The organism is Geodermatophilus sp. SYSU D00703 (genome assembly GCF_054050155.1).
Genome location: NZ_JBJGYU010000029.1, coordinates 20,798 through 43,988, shown reverse-complemented (window position 1 = coordinate 43,988; position 23,191 = coordinate 20,798). Strand labels below are relative to the sequence as shown.

Below are 23,191 nucleotides of genomic sequence, written 5' to 3'. Positions count from 1 at the left end.
CGTAGAAGAGGAGAACCCATGGCCAACCCCATCACCGTCGACGGCATCGAGGGCGTCAAGAGCCTGGTCGGCCAGGAGCTCGGCCCGACCGACTGGGTCGAGGTCACCCAGGAGATGGTCAACCAGTTCGCCGACGCCACCGGTGACCACCAGTGGATCCACGTCGACGTCGAGCGGGCCAAGAAGGAGAGCCCCTTCGGCGGTCCGATCGCCCACGGCTACCTGACGCTGTCGCTGTGGCCGCGGTTCGCGCCGGAGCTCATGCAGTACACCGGCTTCAAGCTGACCGTGAACTACGGCACCGAGAAGGTCCGCTTCCCGTCGCCGGTGCCGGTCGGCGCGAAACTGCGCGCCAAGGCCACCGTCGACTCGGTGACCGACGTCGCCGACGGTGTGATCCAGACGCTGCAGACGGCCACCTTCGAGGTCGAGGGCGCGAGCAAGCCGGCCTGCGTGGCGACGATCGTCCTGCGCCACTTCGTCTGACCGCGTCCCCGCGCCACGAGGAAGGCCCCCTGACCGGCAGGTCAGGGGGCCTCACTCGTCGTGCCTCACTCGTCGTGCCTCACTCGTCGTGCCTCACTCGTCGTGCGTCGCGGTCCCGGTCAGCGGGCGGCGCGCCCGATGGCCGTGCCGAGGACGCCCTCGGCGTCCTCGACGGCGTCGCCGGCCCAGGCGACGTACTGGTCGGGCCGGACCAGCACCAGGTCCGCGCCGTAGGCGGCCCGGACGTCGGCGCCGACGTCCACCACGCGCAGCGGGACCGACGCCTTCTCGGCGGCCGCCACCAGCTCGGCCCCGCCCGTCCCGGCGCGCAGCAGCACGAACCCGCCGCCGGTCAGGTGGTCGAACAGGTCGACGTCGGCGCCCTCGGGCTGGGCGGCCAGGTGGTGGCCGGCCCGGGCGCGGGTCTCGTGCCGGCCCAGGGCGCTCGGCGTCCCGCTCCCGTCCCCGGCCACGATCGGTGAGCCCTCGTAGTTGGGCTCGAACGCGTCGACCTCCTCGGGGGAGCCCGAGGCCCGCTCCTCCCAGGCGGCCTCGAAGCCCGCGAGGTCCTCCTCGGGGTCGTGGGCGGCGAGGAAGTCCCGGTCGACCTCGATCGAGCGGTTGATGAAGTCGTCCCGGGTCGAGGCGAAGACCGGCCGCCGCTCCGCGTCGTAGGAGTCCAGCAGGCCCTCGCCCGCCCAGCCCTCCAGCACCGCCCCGAGCTTCCAGGCGAGGTTCGCGGCGTCCTCGAACCCGGTGTTGATGCCGAAGCCGCCGTACGGCGGGTGGCTGTGCGCGGCGTCGCCCGCGATGAACAGCCGGCCGGCGCGGTAGCGGTCGGCGAGGGCGAACCGCAGGTCCCAGAAGCCGACGTGCTGGAACTCGACGTCGAACTCCGCCCCGACCGTGCGGAAGAGCAGCGGGCGGAAGTCGGTCCCGGCGTCGGTCGTCTCCCGGTCGACCGGCGCGTGGAAGAACCAGGTCTCCTGGGCGTCGACGCGGCCGAGGAACTGCCAGTAGCCCTCCAGCTCCGGGTTGAGCACGTTGAAGTACGACCGGCCGCGGTAGCGCTCGAGCAGGCCGTCGAGCTGCCGGGAGCGGAAGACGAGCAGCACCATCAGCTGGTCGTGGTCCGAGCGGGTCTGCGGGATGCCGGCCGCCTCGCGGACCAGCGACCGGGCGCCGTCGCAGCCCACCGCGTACTCGGCCTCGACCTCGAGGACCCCGCCGGAGGTGTCGGTGGCCCGGACCCGCACGCCCCCGTCGTCCTGGGTGACCTCCTCGGCCTTGAAGCCGTAGTGGACCGAGACGGCGGGGACCTCCGCGAGGCGCTCGCGCAGCGCCGCCTCGGTGGCGTACTGGGGGAGGCGCTCGTTGTCCGCGGCGTAGAAGCGGCGGACGGCGGCCCGGCGGTGCCAGTCGTAGGCGTACGGCCCGAGCAGCGAGCCGTAGGCCGTCATGCCGCCGATGCCGTACTCGGTGGGGATGCGCCGGCCCGCGCGCACGCGGTCCTCGACGCCCCAGGCGCGCATGTGCTCCATCGTCCGCTGGGTCAGGTTCTGCCCCTTCGGCACCGGCTGCGGCTCGGGGCGGCGCTCGATCACGGCGCAGCGGATCCCCCGCTGGCCGAGGGCGATGGCCAGCCCCGTCCCGACCGGCCCACCGCCGACGACGGCGACCTGCGTCTGCACGGTCTGCGCGATCTGCTCGGTCTGCCCGGTCATCCGACGACGACCTCGTCGAGGTCGACCGGCGCCTCGATCAGGCCGTAGCTGACCATCCGGTCCTGGATCAGCTCCACCGACTCGCGGTCGGTCGCGCCCTGCCAGGTGTTGATCCGGACCTGCGACGCCAGCTCGGGGGAGATGTCGCTGATCTCCGGCAGCGCGGCGCGGAACGCCTCCGGGTCCTCCCGGATGGAGTCGGCGGTGGCCTGCACGCCCGCCAGGAAGGCCTCGGCCAGCTCGGGGTTCTCCTGCACCGCCTGGGCGCTCATCACGTAGGTGCCGATCTGCAGGCCGGGCCGCAGCTCGGAGTAGGGGTGACCGACGATCTTCATGCCCTGCTGCTCGGCCGCGGTGACGAACGGCTCGATGACCACGGCGGCGGCGACGTCACCACCGAGCACCGCCGGGGCCATGTCGGGGAAGGGCAGCTCGACGAACTCGACGCTGTCGGGGGCCAGCCCGGCGTCCTCCAGCATCGCGCCGACGACGACGTCGTTGATGTTGCGCAGGGTGTTGACCGCGATCCGCTGCCCCTCCAGCTGGGAGATGTCGGTGACCGGGCTGTCGGGGGCCACCATGAGCGCGGAGAAGTCCTGCTCCGGGTCCTCCGCCGTGCTGGTGCCGCCGGCGACCATGCGCACCGGCAGGCCCTGCTCGGCCGCCACGAGGACGGAGACGATGTTGGAGCCGGCGACGTCCAGGTCGCCGCCGAGCAGCTGGGGGATGACGGTGGCCCCGCCGGCGGAGGCGGAGATCTCCAGCTCCAGGCCGGCGTCCTCGAAGTGGCCCTGCTGCTGGCCGTAGGTGAGGAAGTTCAGCGGCGCGCCGGCGGTGTCGGCGACGGTGATGGTGGTGGGGCCGCCCTCGCCGCCGGGTGCGGAGGAGGACTCGGAGTCCCCTCCGCCGCAGGAGGCGAGGACGAGCGTCGCGGCGCTGAGCGCGGCGGCGGAACGGAACCGGGCAGGCACGGGGTCTCCTCTCGGGGAGTGGCAGCCCTCTGTGACAGGCGCCACCGACTGGCGACGACGGTAACCGCTGTTCCGCTCCTTGGACGACGGTTCGGCAAGAGTTCCGCTGACTCGAATACTCAGTGCAGGTAGCCGCCGCCGTCGCAGATGCCCGTCTGGCCGGTGACCATGCGGGCATCGGGTCCGCAGAGGAACGAGACGAGGCCGACGAGGTCCTCGGGCCGGACCCGCCGGCGGATGGCCTGCTGCGCCATCGTGCGGTCGCTGGTGACCAGCCAGGGGTGCGCCGCCTCGGTGGCCGGCGCGCAGCCGACGGCGTTGACCGTGAGGTGGCGCAGCAGCTGGTCCTTCCCCGACTCCGGGTAGGGACGGCGGGGCGAGATCAGCCCCGCGTTGTCGACCAGCACGTCGATGCCGCCGGCGCGCTCGGCCACCGTGGCCATCGCCGTCGCCGGTTGGTCGGGCTCGGTGACGGCGCAGGCGAGGGAGTCCGTCGTCGCGCCGTCCTCGGGGGCCGCGACGTCGAGGACGGTGACCCGGTGACCGTCGGCGGACAGCCGCTCGGCCAGTGCCCGGCCGATGCCGCGGGCGCCTCCCGTGACGACGGCGGTGCTCCCGCCGTCCCGACCGGACCCGGGTTGGCCGGCCATGCGCGAGCCTCCTCCCTCTCCGGCGGGCGGGGTGCCCGCTGCGGGATCCTCCCCGAGGGGCCTCACCGCGCCGGGACGAGGTCCTCCCGCTGCAGCGCCTCGCGGTCGGACTCCAGGACGTCGGCCGCCGCCACGACGATGTTCGGGTCGGGCGTGCCGACCACCGGCGCGTCCTTGCCCTCGTAGGGCATCCGGTTCAGCACGTGGCGCATGGCCTCCAGGCGCGCGCGCTTCTTGTCGTTGCTCTTGATGACCGTCCACGGCGCGAAGTCGGTGTCGGTCGCGGCGAACACCGCCTCCTTGGCCGACGTGTAGTCGTCCCACCTGTCCAGCGAGGCGAGGTCGGTGGGGGAGAGCTTCCACTGCCGCACCGGGTCGATGGCGCGGACGATGAACCGGGTGCGCTGCTCGCGCCGGGACACCGAGAACCAGAACTTGACCAGGTGGACCCCGCTGTCGACGAGCATCCGCTCGAACTCGGGGCACTGCCGCATGAACTGCTCGTACTGCTCCTGGGTCGCGTACCCCATCACCCGCTCGACGCCGGCGCGGTTGTACCAGGAGCGGTCGAACAGCACGATCTCGCCGGCCGCCGGCAGGTACTGCACGTAGCGCTGGAAGTACCACTGGGTCTGCTCGCGCTCCGACGGCTTGTCCAGCGCGACCACCGAGGCGCCGCGCGGGTTGAGGTGCTCGGTGAAGCGCTTGATGGTGCCGCCCTTGCCGGCGGCGTCCCGGCCCTCGAAGAGGACGACGAGCTTCTGCCCGGTGTCCTTGACCCAGCCCTGCAGGCGCAGCAGCTGGATCTGCAGGCGGCGCTTCTCCCGCTCGTACTCCCGCCGCGGCAGCTTCTCGTCGTACGGGTAGCCCTCGCGCCAGGTCTCCACCCGCTCCCCGTCGGGGCCGAAGAGCTCGCCGTCGTCGTCCCAGTCCTCGTCGGAGTCGTCGTCGGGGAGGGCCTGCAGCCGGTACCGGGAGACGTCGATCTCACTCACGGCCGCGGGGGTACCCACGGGCGGGCCGGTCCCATGCCCCGCTGCCATGCTGACCGGCGTGTCGGACCCCTTCGAGACCGCGGAGCTGCGGCGGCGGGTGCTCGCGGCGTGGACCGACTCCCCGGCCCGCTTCCGCGAGGACGCCAACGCGGAGGAGGACCTGGTCCGCGGCGGCTACCGCGACCGGCTGCTGGTCGAGCTGGCCCAGAACGCCGCCGACGCCGCGCTGCGGGCGGGCGTGCCCGGGCGGCTGCGGCTCGAGCTCGGTGGCGACGGGGCGGGCGTGCTGCGCGCGGCCAACACCGGCGCGCCGCTGGACGCGGCCGGCGTCTCGGCGCTGGCCTCGCTGCGCGCCTCGGCCAAGCGCGGCGAGCTGCAGACCGTGGGGAGGTTCGGGGTCGGCTTCGCCGCGGTGCTGGCCGTCAGCGACGAGCCGGCGCTGCTCTCCACCACCGGCGGGGTGTCCTTCAGCGCCGCGCGCACCCGCGCCGAGGTCGCCGCCGTCCCGGCGCTCGCCGAGGAGCTGACCCGCCGCGAGGGCGGGGTGCCGGTGCTGCGGCTGCCCTGGCCGGCCGAGGGCCGCCCGCCCGCGGGGTTCGCCACCGAGGTGGTGCTGCCGCTGCGCGCCGGGTCGGTCGCCGCCGTCCGCACCGCGCTGGAGGAGCTCGAGGCCGAGCTGCTGCTGGCGCTGCCGGGGCTGGTGGCGGTCGACGTCGTCCTCGACGGTGCGGTCCGCTCGCTCGCCGTCTCGCACCGCGGCGAGGAGGCCGACCTCACCGACGCCGCCGGGACGACGACCTGGCGGCTGGCGCGGCGTACCGGTGAGCTGCCGGCCGGGCTGTTCGCCGACCGGCCGGTGGAGGAGCGCGGCCGGCGCGGCTACGCGGTGACCTGGGCGGTGCCGCTGGACGACGACGGGCGTCCGGCGCCGTTGCGGCTGCCGCAGCGGGTCCACGCGCCGACCCCCAGCGACGAGCCGCTCACCCTGCCCGCCCGGCTGGTCGCCCCGTTCCCGCTCGGTCCCGACCGCCGCCACGTGCTGCCCGGCCCGGTCACCGACGCGCTGGTCGACGTCGCCGCCGACGCCTACGCGGACCTGCTGGCCGGGCTCGCCGGGAGCTCCGCGGTGCTCGCGCTGGTGCCCCGCGCCGGGCTGGCCGGCGCCGAGCTCGACGCCGCGCTGGGCGCCGCCGCGCTGGACCGGCTGCGCGCCACGGCGTGGCTGCCGGTGGCCGGCGCCGAGCGGGAGCGGCAGCCGCCCGGCCGCGCGGCGGTGCTCGGCGAGGCGACCGGGGAGCGCGTCGCCGCGCTCACCGGGGTGGTGCCCGGCCTGCTGCCCGCGGACTGGTCCCGGCGCAGCGACACCCCGGCGCTCGCCGCCCTGGGCGTGCGGCGGGTGGGCACCGCCGAGGCGGTGGAGGCGGTGCGCGGGGTGGACCGCCCGGCGTCGTGGTGGGCGCAGCTGTACACCGCCCTGGACGGCGCCGACCGGGAGGAGCTCGCCGCGCTGCCCGTGCCGCTGGCCGACGGCCGCACGGTGCACGGCCCGGCCGGGGTGCTGCTGCCCGACGCCGGCCTGCCGGCGCAGCGGCTCGGCCCGCTGGGGCTGCGGGTGGCCGAGCCCGGCGCCGTCGCCCCGCCCGCGGCCCGGCGGCTGCTGGAGCGGCTCGGTGCGCGGCCCGCGACGGCGGCGGGCGTGCTCGCCGACCCGGACGTGCGGTCGGCGGTCGAGGCGTCGATGGACGCGGTGGAGGACGAGTGGGACGGCGGCGCCGAGCCCGAGGCGCTGGCCGCGGCGGTGCTCGCCCTCGTCGCGGCCGCGGGCACCGCACCCGGCGAGCTGCCGTGGCTGGCCGAGCTGGCGCTGCCCGACGCCGAGGGCGGGTGGGCGCCGGCCGGTGAGCTGGTGCTGCCGGGCTCGCCGTTCGCCGCCGTCCTCGAGGCGGGCTCCCTCGGCACGCTCGACGCGGCGACCGCCGCGTCCTCCGACCCCGCCGTCCTGCGGGCCGTCGGCGTGCTGGACGGGTTCGCGCTCACCACCGCCGAGGACCCCGACGACCTCGACGTCGATGCCGCCGCGGAGTGGGCCGACGCGGTGGTGGACCGGCTGCCTCCCGGCGGGCCGCCCCCGCAGTGGCCCGCCGTCACCGCCGTCCGCGACCTGGAACTGGTCGTCGACTGGCCGGGCGCGCTGCGGTTGCTGGCCGCGCTGCCCGCCGCAGCGTGGGCGGACGTGCCGCTCGACGGGGTGGCGGTGCCGGGCTACCTGCGCTGGTGGCTGCGCACCCACCCGGTGCTCGACGGGCGCCGCCCCGACCGGCTGCGGCACCCCGCCGGCACGGAGCTGCAGGGACTGTACGAACCGGCGCAGGCCGAGCCGGCCCTCCTCGACCTGCTCCGCCCGCCGGCGACCGTGGCCGACGTGCTGGCCGACGTCGACGGCGCGCTCGACCTCCTCGACCGGCTCGGCGACGCGCGGTGGACCGTTCCGCCGGCGACGCTGCGCACCGTCCACGCGCGGCTCGCCCGGGCGCTGGACGGGGTGGACGTCGCACCGCCGGACCGGGTCCGCGTCGGACCGGACCGCGTGGTGGCCGCCGAGGAGGCCGTCGTCCTGGACGCGCCCTGGTTGCAGCCACTGGTCGACCGCCCGCTCGTCCCGGCCGGCGGAGCGCCGGGGCCGGTGGCCGACCTGCTCGACCTGCCGCTGGCGACCGAGGTGGTGCGGGCGCGGGTGGACAGCCGCCCGGCCCGCCGGCTGCGCTGGGCCGAGGTCCCCGGGGCGGGGTTGGCCGCCGCCCGGCTCGGGGTGGCGGAGCTGGCCGGGGAGGTCGCCGTCCACGAGCCGTTGCGGGCCGGGGGGCGGCCGGTGCCCTGGTGGCCGGGCGAGGGCCGGGGCCCCGACTCCGTCGACGGCACGCCCGCGGCGCTCGGCCGGGCGCTGGCCTGGCGGGCGGGGGCCTGGTCGCTGCGCCAGGCACTGGCCGAGGCGTTCGCCCGTCCGGACCGGGCGGGCGAGCTCGCCACCGAGGACGCCGTCGGCCCGTAGGCCGCCGGCGCCTCCCTCGGTAGCGGGTCCTCCTCAGCTGCCCCAGCGCGGGATCGCCAGCGCGCCGGGGGCGTGGCCGTGGGTCGACGGTCGCCCGGTGCGGCCGCCCGGGGCGCCGGTCGCCCGGACGGCGCCGGTGCTCGCCCAGCAGTGGTACAGCGACAGCCACTGCTCGGCAGTGAGGTCGGCCGCCCGGGCGGTGGGCGGCAGGCCTCCCGAGTGCAGCCAGCGGACGCCCTCGGTGCCGGGCAGCTGCGCCCGGAGCACCGCGCCGAGCGCGGCGCCCGGCTTGGCGAGGACGGCGTGCGCGAGGCGGTCGAAGGCGGCCGCCTCGGCACCGGGCAGGGCGGAGCGGGCGGCGGCGGGGGCGTCGTCGAGGGGGCGGGAGGGGCGTGACATGGCAGGACCTCCGGAGGAGGGCAGGGCTGCGCGCAGCCGGGGGGAGAGGCAGGCGGCGCCCGGTCGGTGCCGGGGCGCGGACGGCGGGGAGCAGGTGCTCGACCCGCGGGCGTCGATGGGAGCGTCAGGCGCACTCAGGACCGCATGGGGACGACGGTAGGGACGCCGTCCCGCCGCGTCGACCGGTTTTCCGCGGCGCCGCTCGCCGCGTCCGGCGCCGCGCCTCAGCCCTGGGAGCGGCGGGCCCGGCGCTGCTGGTGGGCCTCCCAGCGGGCGCGGTCACGGGCCCGCGCCTCCTTGGTCTTCTCCCGCTGCTCGGCGCGGCGGCGCGACCGGGCGGACTCGCGCTGCTCGAAGGAGGGGTGCCGCTCCCAGTCGGAGGAGAGCAGGGCCACTCCCCACAGGGACAGGCCGAGGATCCCGACGAAGGCGGCCAGGATCGGGTCCAGCAGGAGGAAGGCCGCGACCGTCCCCGCCAGCCAGATCCCGCCCCACACCACCAGCCGCTTGGACACGCCCCCAGTATCCCCGCGTGGCGGAGCGTGCCCGGTCCCGGGCGCACGGTCGTCGCCCAGGTGACGGGCCCTTGCTTCCGGGCCGCCGGGTCCCTACCGTCAGGGCAGCGGTTCAACAGGCAGCCGTGCACGACGTGCCGGACTCCTCGCCGCACCCCGGCCGCACCGCCGGGGGCCTCGGACGGGTTCGCTCTCCCCGAGAGGCGTTCCGTGACCGCTACCCACCTCCCACCCGGCGACGACCTCGTCTCCATCGACGTCGCCACCACCGAGGAGGTCGTCCGCCTCACCGTCGCCGGCGAGGTCGACTCCTCCTCCGCGCCGTCCCTGCGCAGGTCCGTGGACGAGGCCTTCGCCGCGGGCGCCCGGGACATGACCATCGACCTCGACGCGGTGACCTTCCTGGACTCCGCGGGCCTCTGCGTCCTCGCCGCCGCGCACCGCCGCGCCGAGGAGGACGGCCTGCGGCTGCGTGTCCTCGCCTCGAACCGGGCCGTCATGCGCCCGCTGCAGATCACCGGCCTCTGGGAACTGCTGGCCGTCGAGCAGGTCGAGCCCGGAGCCGGCTCCGCCGCCTGACCCGGCCGGCCGGCCACCCCGCACCCCCGCACGCCCGTTCGGACGGCGACACGTCGTCCGAACGGGCGTCGTTCCATCACCGGTCGATCACGGTCGCGGTGTCGACGGAGCGTCGCGACCGCTCGTCCCCCTACAGTGACCCGCCATGTGGTCCAGATCACACCGCGGTGACCAGTCGGGCCCGTCCCGTGGGCCGGGGCCGGCGTGCTGACCATCGACTCGCTGCGGGTCACCTACGGCGGCGCCGTCCAGGCCGTCCGGGGCGTGTCCATGGAGGTGCCCGACGGTGCGGTCGTCGCGGTCCTCGGCAGCAACGGGGCGGGCAAGAGCACCCTGCTGCGGACCGTCTCCGGCACCCTGCGGCTGCACCGCGGCCGGGTCGACGCCGGCACGGTCCGGTTCGAGGGCGCCGACCTGGCCGGGCGCGACCCCGGGCAGATCGTGCGCCGGGGCGTGGTCCAGGTGCCCGAGGGGCGGCGGATCTTCGGCCGGCTCACCGTGGAGGAGAACCTGCGGGCCGGCGGCATGGGCAACCGGGACCGGGCGGCCAAGGCCGCCGCCCTCGCCCGGGTGCGGGACCTGTTCCCCGTCCTCCAGCAGCGCGGCTCGCAGCGGGCGGGGCTGCTCTCCGGCGGCGAGCAGCAGATGCTGGCCATCGGCCGGGCGCTCATGGCCAGCCCGAAGCTGCTCCTGCTCGACGAGCCGTCGCTGGGGCTCGCGCCCCGCGTCATCGGCCAGATCGGCGAGGTCATCGCCGAGATCAACCGGCAGGGGACGTCGGTGCTCCTGGTCGAGCAGAACGCCACGATGGCGCTCGGCGTGGCCGACCGGGCCTACGTGCTCGACGTCGGCAGGGTCTCCCTCTCCGGCGCGGCCGCCGAGCTCGCCCGCACCGACGAGGTGCAGCGGCTCTACCTCGGCTCCGGCGGCGAGGAGGCACCCGAGCAGCGGGCCCGCCGGGCGCCGCGGCGCACCCTCTCGCGGTGGACGGCGTGACCGCGGCCGGCGTCGACGAGGCCGCGACCCGGTCCGACGTCCCGCCCCTGGAGGTCGAGGGGGTCAGCGTCCGCTTCGGGGCCATCCGCGCGCTCAACGAGGTGTCCTTCACCGTCACGCCGGGGACCATCCACGCGGTCATCGGCCCCAACGGCGCCGGCAAGTCGACGCTGTTCAACGTGCTGTCGGGGGTCTACCAGGCCGCCGAGGGTGAGGTCCGGTTCGGCGCCGCGCGGCTGGACCGGATGCGGCCGTTCCAGATCGCCGGCGTGGGTGTCGCCCGCGCCTTCCAGAACATCGCCCTGTCCGGGGCCCAGACCGTCGCCGAGAACCTCATGCTCGGCCGCCACCACCTCACGAGGGCCGGGTTCCTCTCCTCGGGGCTGCGCCTGCCGCGGGCGACCCGCGAGGGGCGGGTGCACGGGGAGCGGATCCGGGAGATCGCGGAGTTCCTCGACCTCGGCGACAAGCTGCACACCCCGGTCGGGGTGCTGTCCTACGGCGACCAGAAGCGGGTCGAGGTCGCCCGGGCCCTGTGCATCGAGCCGCGGCTGCTGCTCCTCGACGAGCCGGTCGCCGGCATGAACGCCGAGGAGACCGCCCGGATGGCCGAGGCGATCCGGGAGATCCGGTCGGCCCTGGGCATCTCGGTGATCCTGGTCGAGCACGACATGGGGATGGTCATGTCGCTGGCGGACCGGGTCACCGTGCTCGACTTCGGCCGCCTCATCGCCGACGGCACGCCGGCCGAGGTGCAGCGCGACCGCGAGGTCATCCGCGCGTACCTGGGGTCCGGCGAGGAGGACAGCCCCTCCGAAGCGGTCGCCCACCACCCGCACGAGGCCCCGGGGAGCCCGTCGTGACCCAGTTCCTGTCGCTGCTGCTCAACGGGATCTCGCTGGGCGCGATCTACGCGCTCATCGCGCTCGGCTTCGTGATCATCTTCAAGGCCAGCGAGGTGGTCAGCTTCACGCAGGGGTCGCTGCTGCTGCTCGGCGCCTACACGATCGCGCGGCTGGCCGAGCCGTTCGGGTTCCTGCTCGCCGCCCTCGCCGGGATCCTGGTGACCGCGCTGGCCGCGTTCCTCATCGAGCGGCTGGTCATCAACCGGCTCCGCGGCGCGCCGGTGATCAGCCTCGCCATCGTCACGATCGGCGTCGACATCATCCTGCTGACCGAGCTGATCCGGCGGATCGGCCCGGACATCCTCAACGTCCCGCACCCGTGGGGCGGCGAGTCGGTCCGGATCGGCGGCGTCGGCATCAGCCTCAACCGGTTGATCGCGATGGGCGTCGCCGGCGTGCTGATCGTCGTCTTCTTCGTGGCCTTCAAGTACTCGAGCTGGGGCGTGGCGATGCGCGCCTCCGCGGAGGACGGCGAGGCCGCCGCGCTCATGGGCATCCGGCAGGGCCGGGTCTCGGCGCTGGCGTGGATCGTGGCCGGCGTCCTGGCGGCGGTGGCCGCGCTCTTCCTGGTCGGCGCACCCACCCCCGGGGTCAGCGCGGCGGTCTACACCGTGGCGCTGCGGGCCTTCCCGGCCGCGATCCTCGGCGGCCTGGACTCGACCGGCGGCGCGCTCGTCGGCGGGCTGCTGATCGGCATCGCCGAGGCCCTGGCCGCCGGCTACCAGGAGCAGCTGTCGTTCCTGGGCCGCGGGTTCGGCGAGGTCGTGCCCTACGTCGTGATGATCATCGTCCTGCTGGTCCGCCCGTCGGGGCTGTTCGGGACCAAGGAGCTCACACGTGTCTGAACGGACCATCTCCGCGCCTCCCGGCGCGCGCCGCGGGACGGCGGGACCGAGCGGCGCCCGCCCGCGGCGCTCCCTGCGGTCGTGGCTGCGGCCGCTGCTGGTGGTCGCGCTCCTCGTCGTGCTGCTGGCGCTGCCGCTGTACGTGGAGGAGTTCTGGCTGCGCACCGGCTTCGCGGTCTTCGGGGCGATCGTCGGGGCGATCGGGCTGAACCTGCTGGTCGGCACCAGCGGGCAGCTGTCCCTGGCGCACGCGTTCTTCCTCGCCGTCGGGGCGGTCAGCTACACCTTCGTCTCCGGCGAGTCCGGCGGCCTGGGCACCCGCGCCGCCCTGCGCGGGCTGGGGCTGCCACCGGTCGTGGGCCTGGTGGTGGGCGTCCTGCTCGCCGGCCTGGCCGGGCTGCTGTTCAGCCCGGTGGCCGCGCGGCTGCGCGGGATCTACCTGGGGGTGGCCTCGCTCGGGCTGGTCTTCATCGGCGTGCACGTGCTCAACACCTGGACGCCGGTGACCGGGGGGTTCAACGGCCGCTCGGTCCCCGAGTTCTCGCTGTTCGGCTTCGCCTTCGGCAACGACGACCCGCAGCTGTTCGTCCTCGGCGTCCCGTTCCGGGAGGCCGAGCGGCTGTGGTACCTGGGGATGGTCCTGGCGCTGGCCGCCTACGTCTTCGCCCGCAACCTGCTGCGCAGCCGGCCCGGCCGGGCGCTGCAGACACTGCGCGACAGCGAGGTGGCCGCGTCGGTGATGGGCGTCAACGTGCAGGCCTACAAGGCGCGGGTGTTCCTGGTCAGCTCGATGTACGCCGGGCTGTCCGGGGTGATGTACGCGCTGTCGATCGGCAGCATCGCGCCGGAGTCGTTCGGCCTGCTGGTGTCCATCCAGTACCTGGCCATGATCGTGCTCGGCGGGCTCGGCTCGGTCGGGGGAGCGGCGCTCGGCGCGACCTTCGTGACCGCGCTGCCCCTGGTCTTCCAGCAGTTCGCCGACGTCCTGCCCCTGGTCAGCGCCCCGGGCCAGGGCGGGATCGCGGCCGGCGTGGCCGCCCGCTTCCTCTACGGCGCGGCGATCGTCCTCGTCATCCTCTTCGAGCCCGGCGGCCTGGCCGGGCTCGCCCACCGCTTCCGCCGCCGGGGCCGTGACCCCGGCGGCGGGACCGCGAGCCCCTCCCCGGGCTCGGCCGGGAGTTCCACCAGTCCCGTTCCACCCGACCCACGAGGGAGCAGCACCACATGAGAGCAGGTACGCGTCTGCGCGGGGCCTCCGTCCTGGCCGCCGCCGTCGTCGTCGCCGCCGGCTGCAGCACCAAGGCCCCGGACAGCGGCGGGGGCGGCGGGGGAGGGGCTGCGGGGGAGGTCGCCACGGACGTCGGCGTCGAGGGCACGACCATCCGGCTGGGCGTCCTCACCGACCTGACCGGTGTCTTCGCCGCCCTCGGCCAGGACATCACCAACGGCAACACCCTGTACTGGCAGGACAACCAGGTCTGCGGCACGTACAGCGTGGAACTCGACGTCCAGGACACCGGCTACGTGCCCCAGACCGGGGTGCAGCTCTACAGCGGGATGAAGGACAACGTGCTGGCGATGCAGCAGACGATCGGGTCGCCGATCAACACGGCGCTGGCGCCCGAGTACGAGGCCGACCAGATCGTCAACTTCCCGTCGGCGTGGGCCCGGACGCTCACCGAGATCCCCGGCACCGGCGTCCTCGGCGCGACCTACGACGTGGAGATCGCCAACGGCTACCAGTACCTCTTCGACCAGGGGCTGCTGCAGGACGGCGCCACCGTCGGGCACATCTACTTCGAGGGCGAGTACGGCGAGAACGGCCTGGCCGGCAGCGAGGCGGTGGCGGAGGCGCGCAACCTCACGGTGATCCCCGCGCAGATCAAGTCCACCGACCAGGACATGTCGGCACAGATCACCCAGTTCGCCGCCGCCGGCGTCGACGCGATCGTGCTGACCGTCGCCCCTGCGCAGACCGCCTCGGCGGCGGCGGTCGCCTCGGCCCAGGGGCTCAACGTGCCCATCCTGGGCAGCAACCCGGTCTTCGCACCCGGCCTCCTGCAGGGCCCGTCGGCGCAGGCGCTGCGGGACAACCTGTACGTCGCCTCGCCGATCACCGCCTGGGACGCGCAGCCCGAGCTGCTGCAGCAGTACCAGCAGAGCTACCCGAACACCACGCCCAGCCTGGGCGCGATCTTCGGGTACGCGATGGGCGACGTGATGAACCAGGTGCTCGACGCCGCGTGCGAGAGCGGCGACCTGACCCGCGAGGGCGTGCTGGCCGCCTTCGGTGAGCTCACCGAGATCGACACCGAGGGGTTGCTCGTGCCGATCCAGGGCTTCGAGACGGGGGTGTCCCCGAGCACGCAGAGCATCATCCTCCGGCCGGCCGACGTCCCCGGCGGGGCCCAGGTCGTGCAGGAGGCCTTCGAGGGGGAGGTCGCGACCGAACTCGCGGGATGAACGTGCCCTGACCCTGCACGGACGGCGCCCCCTCCTCCCGGGGAGGGGGCGCCGTCGGGCGTCCAGGGGCTACAGCGCCCCGCGCCGGGCGACGGGGACCAGCCGGACGGCGAGCAGGCCCGTGAGCAGCGCGGCGACCTCGAGCGGCACCTGCGGGGGTGCCGCCCGGGCGGCGCTGGCCATGAGGAAGGGCACGGCGAACCCGAGGTAGGCGCAGGCGAGGAAGACCGACGTGAGCTCGCCCCGCCGGGTGGGCGCGGCCAGCCGTCCGGTGACGGTGAGCCCGGCCGCGAGGCACAGGCCGCCACCGGACCCCAGCAGCGGAGCCGCGGCGAGCAGCCACGGCCACTGGTCGGTGGCGACGAAGACCGCGGCCGCGCCGAAGCCGACCGCGCCGAGGGCCGCACCGGTGACGGCGGTCCACGGGCCCAGGCGGCGCTGCAGGCCGGCGACCAGGGTGCCGGCGCCGAGCGTGACCCCGGCGAGGACGCCGGTGACCGCGACACCCCCGGCGGGCAGCTCGCCGAGCAGCGGGACGGCAGAGATCATCGCGGACGGGAAGGCGTAGACGCAGACGGCCACCGGTGCCACCACGGTGACGGCGAACAGGGCGCTGCCCGGCGGGAGCAGCGGCGCGGCCGGGATCCCGGCGGCCCGGCCCGCGCCTGCGCGGACGTCGACGGTCTCGGGCAGCCGCACGGCCAGGACCAGCGCTGCGGCCACGAGCACCGCGTGGACGAGGTAGGGCAGCACGGTCGGCGCCGGGCCGAACGCGCCGAGCAGTCCGCTGGTGAGCGGGCCGAGGGAGAAGCCCGCCGTCATCGCGACCGCCGCCCGGCGACCTCCCGCGGCCTCCCCGGAGGCGGCGGACAGCTCCGCGACCCAGGCGCTGCCCACGCTGAACACCGCCCCACTGACCACGCCCTGGGCGAAGCGGGCGGCGAACAGCAGCGCCAGCGACTCCCCGGCCGCGGCGAAGGCCAGCGACGCCAGCCCCGAGAGGGCCACCCCCGGGATGGCGACCCGGCGCCGGCCCAGCCGGTCGGACAGCGGGCCGGCGAGGAACAGCGCGGGCACCAGGCCGGCGGCGTAGCAGCCGAACAGCGCCGTCAGCACCTCCGCCGAGAGTCCCAGGCGCTCCTGGTAGACGAGCAGCAGCGGGGTCGGGACGTTCGTGCCCGCGGCGACCGCGAACAACGTGACGACCGCTCGCCTCCAGGGCACGAGGGCACCCTAGGGACACTCCCGGCCCCGGGAGGGGAGGCCGCCGCTCCCGGGCGGGCCCGGCAGGGGCAGACTCAGGCCGGTCGAGCACAGTCTGACGAGGAGGACCCCGTGCGGAATGCGGTCATCTGCGAGCCCCTGCGGACCCCGGTGGGCGGCTTCGGCGGCTCGCTCCGTGACGTACCGGTGCAGGAGCTGGCCGCGACGGTCATCCGTGCGGTGATGGAGCGCACGGGGCTGCCGCCGGAGTCGGTGGACGACGTCCTCCTCGGCCACTGCTACCCGACGATGGACGCCCCGGCGCTCGGCCGCGTGGCCGCCCTGGACGCCGGGCTGCCGGTGACCGCGAGCGGGCTGCAGATCGACCGGCGCTGCGGCTCGGGCCTGCAGGCGGTGGTCTACGCCGCCATGCAGGTGCAGTCCGGCGCCTCCGACGTCGTCCTGGCCGGTGGCGCGGAGTCGATGAGCAACGCGCCCTTCTACACCACCGCCGTGCGCTGGGGCGTCAAGGCCGGGCCCGGCGTGATGCTGCAGGACGGCCTGGCCCGCGGCCGGGTGACCGCCGGTGGCCAGAACCACCCGGTGCCGGGCGGCATGCTCGAGACGGCGGAGAACGTGCGCCGGGAGTACCAGATCGGGCGCGCGGAGCAGGACGAGTACGCCGTCCGCAGCCACCAGCGCGCCGCGGCCGCGACCGAGGAGGGGCGGTTCGCCGACGAGATCGTGCCGGTGACGGTCAAGAGCCGGAAGGGCGAGACCGTCGTCGACCGCGACGAGCACATCCGCCCCGACTCCAGCGTCGAGACCCTCGCCGAGCTGCGGCCGATCCTCGGCAAGGACGACCCCGAGGCCACCGTCACCGCCGGCAACGCCAGCGGTCAGAACGACGGCGCGGCGGTGTGCGTGGTGACCTTCCCGGAGAAGGCGGCCGAGCTGGGGCTGCGGCCGCTGGCCCGGCTGGTCTCCTGGGGCGTGGGCGGCGTCCCGCCGAAGACGATGGGCATCGGCCCGGTGCCGGCGACGGCCAAGGCGCTGGACCTGGCCGGGGTCGCGCTCAAGGACGTCGACCTCATCGAGCTGAACGAGGCCTTCGCGTCGCAGGTCCTCGCGGTGACCCGGGAGTGGGGCTTCACCGAGTCCGACTTCGAGCGGATGAACGTCAACGGCTCGGGCATCTCGCTGGGCCACCCGGTGGGCGCCACCGGCGGGCGCATCCTGGCCACCCTCACCCGCGAGATGGCCCGCCGGGACGCCCGGTACGGCCTGGAGACCATGTGCATCGGCGGCGGCCAGGGCCTGGCCGCGCTGTTCGAGCGGGTGTGAGGAAGGATCCCGCTGCCCCCACCGCCTCCAGCACGTCCGCGAGCTCTGACGGCCCCGTCCCGGGTCCCGCCCTGAGCGTGCGAGGGGTGGGGAGGACGGGGTCCTCTCTCAGGTGCGCTCGGGGTAGCGGGCGCGGACGAAGCAGAACGCCCCGAACGCGGCGATGCCGATCGCCACGAGCGTGAGCAGCCACTGCCCGAAGGGCGCGTCGAGGATGGTCCGCAGGGCGCCGTCGAGCCCGCTGGCCTTGGCCGGGTCGAACGTGAGCGCCGCGTACACCAGCAACCCGCCGACCACGGCGAGCGCGATGCCCTTCCCGGGGAAGCCGACCATGCCCAGCTTCTCGACCAGGGCCCGCGTCCTGGGCGGGGCCTGGACGAGGTCGATCTCCTTGAGGAACCGCTTCGAGACGCCCTTGTAGACCAGGTGGAGGCCCATGCCGACGACCACCAGCCCGGCGATCCCGACCAGCCACCGGCCGCCGGGCCAGCCGAAGACGCCGGCGGTCTGCTGCTGTTGCTGCGCGGCGCTGGACTGTCCGCCGCCGGTGGCGAAGCGCAGCGCCAGCACCGCCAGCGCGAGGTACACGACGGCCTTGGCGACCGACTTGACGATCTTCGTGATCGCCTTCTTCCGCAGGTCCCCGGACGCCGACAGGCCGAGGCGCCAGCGCAGGACCTCGGCCCCCTGCCACACGGCCAGCGCGATCAGCCCGAGGGCGATGACCCACAGCAGCGGCGTGCCGACGGGCGAGTCGGCGAGGGTGGCCATCGCGCCGGACTGGTCGGCCTCTCCGCCGCCCCCACCCCAGGCCAGCTGCAGCGCCAGCCAGGCGACGAGCAGGTGGACGACGCCGTAGGCGACCAGCCCGACCCGGGCCAGGTGTTCCAGTGCCTCGCCGGCGTCGGCCCGGCCCCTGGTGCCGACCCGGTCCGCCGAACCCGTGTCCGAGCCGGTCGTCCCGCGCCCGCTGCTCATGCCCGCTCCTCCCGTCGTCCCACGTGGTGGGAACGCCCAGCGTGGCACAGGAGCGGCTGCCCCGCCGGTCGGAACCCCAGGTCAGCGCCGGGGGCTCCGCGGGCGGGCGCGGAGGTGGGCCCGCTCGCCCTGCCGGCCGAACAGGCTGAGGAACTCGACCGGCTCGGGCCCGGCGGCTCCGAACCAGTGCGGGACGCGGGTGTCGAACTCGGCCGCCTCGCCCGGGGCGAGCACCAGGTCGTGCTCGCCGAGGACGACCCGCAGCCGGCCGTCGAGGACGTACACCCACTCGTAGCCCTCGTGGGTCTTCAGCTCCGGCTCCCGCTCGCCCCCGGGCAGCACGAGCTTGTACGCCTGGATCCCACCGGCCCGGCGGGTCAGCGGCAGCATGGTCATGCCGTGGTGGGTGACCGGGCGCAGGTGGATCCGCGGGTCGCCGGTGGGCGGTGCGTCGACGAGCTCGTCGAGGGTGACGCCGTGCGCCCGGGCGAGGGGGAGCAGCAGCTCGAGGGTCGGCCGGCGGGTCCCGGACTCCAGCCGGGACAGGGTGCTCACCGAGATGCCGGTCTCCGCCGACAGCTCGGTCAGCGTGGTCTCCCGCCGCATGCGGAGCTCGCGCAGCCGGGGACCGACCGCGTCGAGGGCCTGGTCGAGGTCGTCGTCCACGATCGCCGATTTTGCCATCACAGCAACGAAGTTTGCCAGGGTGGCGCATCGGCTCGCACAGTCGTCGCGGAGGTGGTCGCGATGACCGGTCAGGCGGAGCAGGCCTGTGACGTGGTGGTGGTCGGCGGTGGGGCCGCGGGGCTCAACGGGGCGCTGGTGCTCGCCCGCGCGCGGAGGTCGGTGGTGGTCGTGGACGGGGGCGCGCCGCGCAACGCCCCCGCGTCGGGCGTGCACGGGCTCCTGGCGCGCGACGGCGTCCCGCCGGCCGAGCTGCTGGCGCGGGGCCGGGCGGAGGTCCGCGGCTACGGCGGGCAGGTGGTGGACGGTGAGGTCGCCGGCGTGACCCGCGCGGACGGCGGCTTCACGGTGACACTGGCCGACGGCCGGGGCTTCCGCGCCCGCCGGTTGCTGCTGGCCACCGGGCTGGTCGACGAGCTGCCGGACGTGCCGGGCGTGCGCGAACGGTGGGGGCACGACGTGCTGCACTGCCCGTACTGCCACGGCTGGGAGGTCCGGGACGGCGCCATCGGCGTCCTGGCGACGGGACCGATGTCGGTGCACCAGGCGCTGCTGTTCCGGCAGTGGAGCGCCGACGTGACGTTCTTCGCGCACACCCGGCCGCCGACCGACGAGCAGGCCGAGCAGTTGGCGGCCCGCGGCATCCCCGTGGTGGACGGCGAGGTGGCGGCCCTCGAGGTCGACGGCGACCGCCTCGCCGGGGTGCGGCTGGCCGACGGCCGGGAGGTCGCCCGCGACGCGGTGGTGGTCGCGTCGCGGATGCGGGCCCGCGCCGGCTTCCTCGCCGACCTGGGGCTGCGGCCGGAGGAGCACCCGTCCGGGATGGGCGAGCACGTCCCCACCGACGCGACCGGGCGCACCGCGGTGCCGGGCGTGTGGGCGGCGGGCAACGTCACGGACCTGTCCGCCCAGGTGGGTGCCGCCGCGGCTGCGGGTGCGGCGGCGGCCGCGCAGGTCAACGCGGACCTGGTCGAGGAGGAGACCCGGGCCGCGGTCGCCGCCCTCCGGGACCCGTTCTCGCCGGCGTCCGAGGCGCGGCTGTGCGAGCCGGTGGCCGGCGACCGGCGCCACGGCCTGTGAGCTACCCGCGGGGGTGCCGGGCGCGGGCCAGGCAGTACACCGCGAACGACGCCAGCCCGGCCGCGAGGACCGTCAGCACCCAGGTGCCGTACGGCTCGGCGGCGACGGTCCGCAGCGCGCCGTCCAGCCCGGTGGCCGCCGCGGGGTCGAACGTGGCCGCCGCCCACGCGACCACCCCGCCGACCAGCACCAACGCCACCCCCTTGAGCACGAAGCCGACCTGGCTGAACCGATGGGTAAACGTGCAGAGCGCGGGGGAGACGGTGCTCAGGTCGATCTCGCCGAGGAAGTCCGACCGCAGTCCCTTGCGGACCTGGTAGACGCCGATGCCGACGACGACCAGGCCGACGGCCACGACCAGCGCCTGGCCGCCGGGCCAGGCCAGGACGCCGCGCACCGCCCGCTCGCCGTCGGCCGGCCGCTGCCCGTCGCCGAGGGCGGTCCGGGCGGCGGAGACGGCGAGGAAGCCGTAGACGACCGCGGTGCCGAGGGTCTTGCCGAGCTGGACCAGGGCGGCGCGGCGGGCCGGGCCCGGGTCGGGCGGCGCGGTGTGGTGCCGCAGCACCTCCACCGCCTGCCACGCGCACAGCCCGGCCAGGCCGACGGTCAGGGCCCACAGCAGTCCCCGGCCGACCGGCGACGCCGCGAGCAGCGCCATCGCCCCGCTCTGGTCGACGGGGTCGCCGGTGCCCGGGGAATGCCCGGCGTGCCAGGCCAGCTGCAGGGCGAGCCAGGCGACCAGCAGGTGCACGAGCGCGTACCCGACCAGCCCGAGCCGGGCCACGTGCCGCAGCGCGGTGCTGCGCGCCGCCCGGTGCACCACCGGCACGGCCTCCCCGTCCGCCGGCTCCGCCTCCGCCGCCACACCGCCCCCGTTCCGCCGTCTCGTGCGCAGCGCAGCGTGACACGGCTGGCGCCCGCACGCCGGGGACGCCCCGGGCGCGGGGGGCGGGGTGAGGGACACTGGCTCCCGTGGCGAACGGCGCATCGGTGTTGACGGCGGAGCGGACGACCCCCGAGGAGGCCCGCCGGTCCTGGCCGCGGTGGCTCGCCGGCGGGGTCGCCCTGCTGGCCGTGGCCGTCGTGGCGGTGTTCTGGGACGCCGCCGGTGCGCGGCTGCTGCTGGGTGGCATCGGTGCGCTGGCCGCCGCCCGCGGCGGCGTGCTCCTCGCCCGGGGGCGGTCGCGGGGCGCGGCCGCCGTCGCGGTCGTCGCCGGACTCGCCGCGCTCGCCGTGGCGCTGCTCTCGGCGTCCGCCGCCGGGTGGGTGCTGCTGGTCGGCGTCCCGGCCGGGCTGCTGGCCGGCGCCCTGGTGCTGCTGCGCCGGCGCGGCGCGGCGCGCCGCAGCGGCTCGGCCGCGCTCGTGTGGTGGGCGCTGGTGACGGGCCTGCTGGTCGTCACTGGTGCGGTCACCGGCTGGGGCCGGGCCGCGGACGGCGCGACCGTCGTCGCGGCGCTCGGCGTCGGCCTGCTCGGGGTGTTCCTGCTGGTCGGCGCGGCGAACCTGCGCACCGTGGCCCAGCGGCCGCCGGCCCCGGCCCGGCCCGCGGCGTGCGCCGGGTGTGCCTGCGGCGCGGGGGGCTGCGGCGCCCTCGGCTGACGCCGCGGTCGACCTCGTTCCGGTTAGCGGGACGCTCCGCCGGGAACCCCCGTTGCGTGAGCGGACACGTCTTCGTCGTCGGCGCGGACCTGCGCCACCTGGTGTGCGACGACGTCCTCGTGCCGACCGACCGGGCCCTGCGGGTCACCGCGGGGTGGCGGGAGCTGCTGCCCGCGGAGCTGGTCGCCGACGAGGACGGCGAGGGCGTCTGCCTGGCCCTGCGGTGGGACGGCGAGGAGCGGGTCCTCGAGGTGCCCGGCGACCGGCAGCCGAACCTGTGGCTGGTCGACACCGTCGACGGTGACGACGGCGACGACGCCCTGCCGTGGCTGCTCGACGGCGCCCGGGAGGCGCTGGCCGCCGTCGCCCGGCGGGAGGTGACCGAGCCGGTGCACGGCCGCGCCCGCCGGCTGGTGGCGCTGCCGGCCCTGGGCACCGGCTGGGGCGGCGCCGCCGGCCGCCGCGGGGAGCTCCTGCAGCGCCTGCTGCCGGTGCTGCGCGAGGCGGCCGCCGGGCACGGCCTCGACGTCGCGCTGGTGCTGCGCGGGCCCAGCGACCTCGCCGCGGCGCAGCGGGTCCGCCGTGGCGAGGACGGCGGCTGGGACCTCCCCGGGCACCTGCGCGAGCTGGCCGAGGACCTCGGCGAGCGGGCCCGCCGCGGGCAGCTGGCGGCGTTCGTCGGCGCCGGGGTGAGCGCCGCGGCCGGCCTGCCGACCTGGGAGCAGCTGCTCGACGAGCTGGCCGCGCAGTCCGGGCTGGACGAGGTGCTGCGCGCCGGACTGGCCCGGCTGCCCGCCCAGGACGCCGCTGCGCTGCTCGCCCGCGAGCTCGGCCGCGAGCCGCTGGAGGGCTTCGTCAAGGAGCGGTTCGGCCCCGGCCGGTACGCGCTCGCCCACGCGCTGATCGCCGACCTGCCCGTGCAGGAGTTCGTGACCACCAACTACGACCCGCTGGTCGAGGCCGCCGCCGGCGACATCGGCCGGGCGCTGTCGGTGCTGCCCTTCGACGACGCCGAGCCGGGCCGGCCGTGGCTGCTCAAGCTGCACGGCGACGCCGCGCACCCGGAGAGCATCGTGCTGACCCGCGAGGAGTACCTGCAGCTCGGCGACACCCGGGCCGCGCTGGCCGGCGTGCTGCACTCGCTGCTGCTCACCCGGCACGTGCTCTTCGTCGGGACCTCGATGCTGGACGACGACCTGATCCGCATCGCTCACCAGGTGCGCAGCGCGATCCAGGCGCCCGGGGCGTGTCCGCGCGGGCGCAACGGCACCGTGCTGGCGCTCCGCGAGGACCCGGCGCGGGCGCGGCTGTGGGAGCGCGACGTGGCGACCGTCGCGATGTCGCCGGCCGACGCCTCCTCGGCCGAGGCGGCGCGCCTGCTCGAGGTCGTGCTCGACCTGATCGGTTGCCTGTCCACGCCGCCCACCGGCTACCTGCTCGACCCGGCCTACCGCGGGATGCTCGACGAGGAGGAGCAGGCGCTCGCCGAGGCGCTCGGGCACGTCGAGCAGGTGATACCCGGGGAGACCAGCAGCTCGGCCGCCGGGGAGGTCGCCGCGCTGCTGCGCAGGCTCGGTTCCCGGAGCCGCGCGGGGAGCCCGCCGCCCGACGAGGCCACTGACCGGCGCGACGACCGCGTCCAGGAGCAGCGGCCCGGCTGAGGGAGGGACCCCTCTGCCCCCACGCCCACGGCCCCGTCCGGAGGCTCGCCCCGAGGATGCAAGGG

At 75.9% G+C, this 23,191-nt stretch carries 22 protein-coding genes; 12 read left to right on the top strand and 10 right to left on the bottom strand.

Features of this window, described 5'->3' with window-relative positions; all coding sequences use genetic code 11:
• Window positions 1–18: 18 nt before the first annotated feature.
• Window positions 19–486 carry a MaoC family dehydratase gene (locus ACI782_RS20855; protein WP_456912006.1) on the top strand — a complete coding sequence of 156 codons (468 nt, stop codon included), beginning with the start codon at window positions 19–21 and terminating at the stop codon, window positions 484–486.
• A 119-nt stretch (window positions 487–605) separates the two neighbouring features.
• Here the strand turns inward: ACI782_RS20855 and ACI782_RS20850 are convergent, their stop codons facing one another.
• The 4 genes from ACI782_RS20850 to ppk2 form a co-directional block, all read right to left on the bottom strand.
• Window positions 606–2,210, bottom strand: coding sequence for an FAD-dependent monooxygenase (locus ACI782_RS20850; protein ID WP_456912005.1), 1,605 nt, complete (start codon window positions 2,208–2,210; stop codon window positions 606–608).
• Entirely contained in the window at window positions 2,207–3,181 is a 975-nt protein-coding gene (locus tag ACI782_RS20845) for an ABC transporter substrate-binding protein (protein WP_456912004.1), read from the bottom strand. Before ACI782_RS20845 ends, ACI782_RS20850 begins: the two co-directional genes overlap by 4 nt.
• A 119-nt stretch (window positions 3,182–3,300) precedes the next feature.
• A complete protein-coding gene (locus tag ACI782_RS20840; protein WP_456912003.1) occupies window positions 3,301–3,831 on the bottom strand; it encodes an SDR family NAD(P)-dependent oxidoreductase in 531 nt (176 codons plus the stop codon).
• Between the two features lie 62 nt (window positions 3,832–3,893).
• Complete coding sequence (ppk2, locus tag ACI782_RS20835) at window positions 3,894–4,826, bottom strand: polyphosphate kinase 2 (protein ID WP_456912002.1); 933 nt, start codon at window positions 4,824–4,826, stop codon at window positions 3,894–3,896.
• A gap of 58 nt (window positions 4,827–4,884) precedes the next feature.
• Between ppk2 and ACI782_RS20830 the strand changes: the two genes are divergently transcribed.
• The gene (locus tag ACI782_RS20830; RefSeq protein WP_456912001.1) at window positions 4,885–7,875 is read left to right on the top strand and encodes a sacsin N-terminal ATP-binding-like domain-containing protein; all 2,991 of its coding nucleotides are present in this window, start codon (window positions 4,885–4,887) and stop codon (window positions 7,873–7,875) included.
• A 33-nt stretch (window positions 7,876–7,908) separates the two neighbouring features.
• Here ACI782_RS20830 and ACI782_RS20825 read toward each other — a convergent pair whose 3' ends face one another.
• Together ACI782_RS20825 and ACI782_RS20820 are read right to left on the bottom strand one after the other, a co-directional pair.
• Complete coding sequence (locus ACI782_RS20825; RefSeq protein ID WP_456912000.1) at window positions 7,909–8,274, bottom strand: hypothetical protein; 366 nt, start codon at window positions 8,272–8,274, stop codon at window positions 7,909–7,911.
• Window positions 8,275–8,498: 224 nt separating this feature from the next.
• On the bottom strand, window positions 8,499–8,789 hold the full coding sequence (locus tag ACI782_RS20820; RefSeq protein WP_456911999.1) for a hypothetical protein: 291 nt from the start codon (window positions 8,787–8,789) through the stop codon (window positions 8,499–8,501).
• Between the two features lie 210 nt (window positions 8,790–8,999).
• On the opposite strand from ACI782_RS20820, the gene ACI782_RS20815 reads away from it, so the two are divergent.
• From ACI782_RS20815 to ACI782_RS20790, 6 genes are all read left to right on the top strand, one after another.
• Window positions 9,000–9,368 carry an STAS domain-containing protein gene (locus tag ACI782_RS20815; protein ID WP_456911998.1) on the top strand — a complete coding sequence of 123 codons (369 nt, stop codon included), beginning with the start codon at window positions 9,000–9,002 and terminating at the stop codon, window positions 9,366–9,368.
• A 204-nt stretch (window positions 9,369–9,572) separates the two neighbouring features.
• Complete coding sequence (locus ACI782_RS20810; protein ID WP_456911997.1) at window positions 9,573–10,364, top strand: ABC transporter ATP-binding protein; 792 nt, start codon at window positions 9,573–9,575, stop codon at window positions 10,362–10,364.
• Window positions 10,352–11,227: an ABC transporter ATP-binding protein gene (locus ACI782_RS20805; RefSeq protein ID WP_456911996.1), complete on the top strand. Its 876-nt coding sequence runs from the start codon at window positions 10,352–10,354 to the stop codon at window positions 11,225–11,227. The genes ACI782_RS20810 and ACI782_RS20805 overlap by 13 nt, the downstream gene beginning before the upstream one ends.
• Window positions 11,224–12,114: a branched-chain amino acid ABC transporter permease gene (locus ACI782_RS20800; protein WP_456911995.1), complete on the top strand. Its 891-nt coding sequence runs from the start codon at window positions 11,224–11,226 to the stop codon at window positions 12,112–12,114. Before ACI782_RS20805 ends, ACI782_RS20800 begins: the two co-directional genes overlap by 4 nt.
• Window positions 12,107–13,342, top strand: a complete 1,236-nt coding sequence (locus ACI782_RS20795) for a branched-chain amino acid ABC transporter permease (protein WP_456911994.1) — start codon at window positions 12,107–12,109, stop codon at window positions 13,340–13,342. Before ACI782_RS20800 ends, ACI782_RS20795 begins: the two co-directional genes overlap by 8 nt.
• Window positions 13,339–14,577: an ABC transporter substrate-binding protein gene (locus ACI782_RS20790; RefSeq protein WP_456911993.1), complete on the top strand. Its 1,239-nt coding sequence runs from the start codon at window positions 13,339–13,341 to the stop codon at window positions 14,575–14,577. Before ACI782_RS20795 ends, ACI782_RS20790 begins: the two co-directional genes overlap by 4 nt.
• 69 nt (window positions 14,578–14,646) lie before the next feature.
• Here the strand turns inward: ACI782_RS20790 and ACI782_RS20785 are convergent, their stop codons facing one another.
• Window positions 14,647–15,801 (bottom strand): MFS transporter, encoded by a 1,155-nt coding sequence (locus ACI782_RS20785; protein WP_456911992.1) that lies wholly within the window; start codon window positions 15,799–15,801, stop codon window positions 14,647–14,649.
• Between the two features lie 111 nt (window positions 15,802–15,912).
• Between ACI782_RS20785 and ACI782_RS20780 the strand changes: the two genes are divergently transcribed.
• Window positions 15,913–17,124 (top strand): acetyl-CoA C-acetyltransferase, encoded by a 1,212-nt coding sequence (locus tag ACI782_RS20780; RefSeq protein WP_456911991.1) that lies wholly within the window; start codon window positions 15,913–15,915, stop codon window positions 17,122–17,124.
• 108 nt (window positions 17,125–17,232) lie between these two features.
• Here ACI782_RS20780 and ACI782_RS20775 read toward each other — a convergent pair whose 3' ends face one another.
• Both ACI782_RS20775 and ACI782_RS20770 read right to left on the bottom strand, forming a co-directional pair.
• The gene (locus ACI782_RS20775) at window positions 17,233–18,102 is read right to left on the bottom strand and encodes a DUF1206 domain-containing protein (protein ID WP_456911990.1); all 870 of its coding nucleotides are present in this window, start codon (window positions 18,100–18,102) and stop codon (window positions 17,233–17,235) included.
• An 81-nt stretch (window positions 18,103–18,183) separates the two neighbouring features.
• The gene (locus ACI782_RS20770) at window positions 18,184–18,786 is read right to left on the bottom strand and encodes a helix-turn-helix domain-containing protein (protein WP_456911989.1); all 603 of its coding nucleotides are present in this window, start codon (window positions 18,784–18,786) and stop codon (window positions 18,184–18,186) included.
• A 63-nt stretch (window positions 18,787–18,849) separates the two neighbouring features.
• Here ACI782_RS20770 and ACI782_RS20765 point away from each other — a divergent pair, with 63 nt between their 5' ends.
• Window positions 18,850–19,866, top strand: a complete 1,017-nt coding sequence (locus ACI782_RS20765) for an NAD(P)/FAD-dependent oxidoreductase (RefSeq protein ID WP_456911988.1) — start codon at window positions 18,850–18,852, stop codon at window positions 19,864–19,866.
• Window position 19,867: 1 nt separating this feature from the next.
• Here ACI782_RS20765 and ACI782_RS20760 read toward each other — a convergent pair whose 3' ends face one another.
• On the bottom strand, window positions 19,868–20,695 hold the full coding sequence (locus ACI782_RS20760) for a DUF1206 domain-containing protein (protein WP_456911987.1): 828 nt from the start codon (window positions 20,693–20,695) through the stop codon (window positions 19,868–19,870).
• A gap of 143 nt (window positions 20,696–20,838) precedes the next feature.
• On the opposite strand from ACI782_RS20760, the gene ACI782_RS20755 reads away from it, so the two are divergent.
• Together ACI782_RS20755 and ACI782_RS20750 are read left to right on the top strand one after the other, a co-directional pair.
• Window positions 20,839–21,465, top strand: a complete 627-nt coding sequence (locus ACI782_RS20755; protein WP_456911986.1) for a hypothetical protein — start codon at window positions 20,839–20,841, stop codon at window positions 21,463–21,465.
• Window positions 21,466–21,521: 56 nt separating this feature from the next.
• Window positions 21,522–23,126 (top strand): SIR2 family NAD-dependent protein deacylase, encoded by a 1,605-nt coding sequence (locus tag ACI782_RS20750; RefSeq protein WP_456911985.1) that lies wholly within the window; start codon window positions 21,522–21,524, stop codon window positions 23,124–23,126.
• Window positions 23,127–23,191: the final 65 nt, after the last annotated feature.

Coding starts and splice junctions, on each gene's coding strand:
- ACI782_RS20855 (WP_456912006.1), top strand. CDS start 19: ATGGCCAACCCCATCACCGTCGACGGCATCGAGGGCGTCAAGAGCCTG.
- ACI782_RS20850 (WP_456912005.1), bottom strand. CDS start 2,210: ATGACCGGGCAGACCGAGCAGATCGCGCAGACCGTGCAGACGCAGGTC.
- ACI782_RS20840 (WP_456912003.1), bottom strand. CDS start 3,831: ATGGCCGGCCAACCCGGGTCCGGTCGGGACGGCGGGAGCACCGCCGTC.
- ACI782_RS20825 (WP_456912000.1), bottom strand. CDS start 8,274: ATGTCACGCCCCTCCCGCCCCCTCGACGACGCCCCCGCCGCCGCCCGC.
- ACI782_RS20790 (WP_456911993.1), top strand. CDS start 13,339: ATGAGAGCAGGTACGCGTCTGCGCGGGGCCTCCGTCCTGGCCGCCGCC.
- ACI782_RS20775 (WP_456911990.1), bottom strand. CDS start 18,102: ATGAGCAGCGGGCGCGGGACGACCGGCTCGGACACGGGTTCGGCGGAC.
- ACI782_RS20770 (WP_456911989.1), bottom strand. CDS start 18,786: ATGGCAAAATCGGCGATCGTGGACGACGACCTCGACCAGGCCCTCGAC.
- ACI782_RS20765 (WP_456911988.1), top strand. CDS start 18,850: ATGACCGGTCAGGCGGAGCAGGCCTGTGACGTGGTGGTGGTCGGCGGT.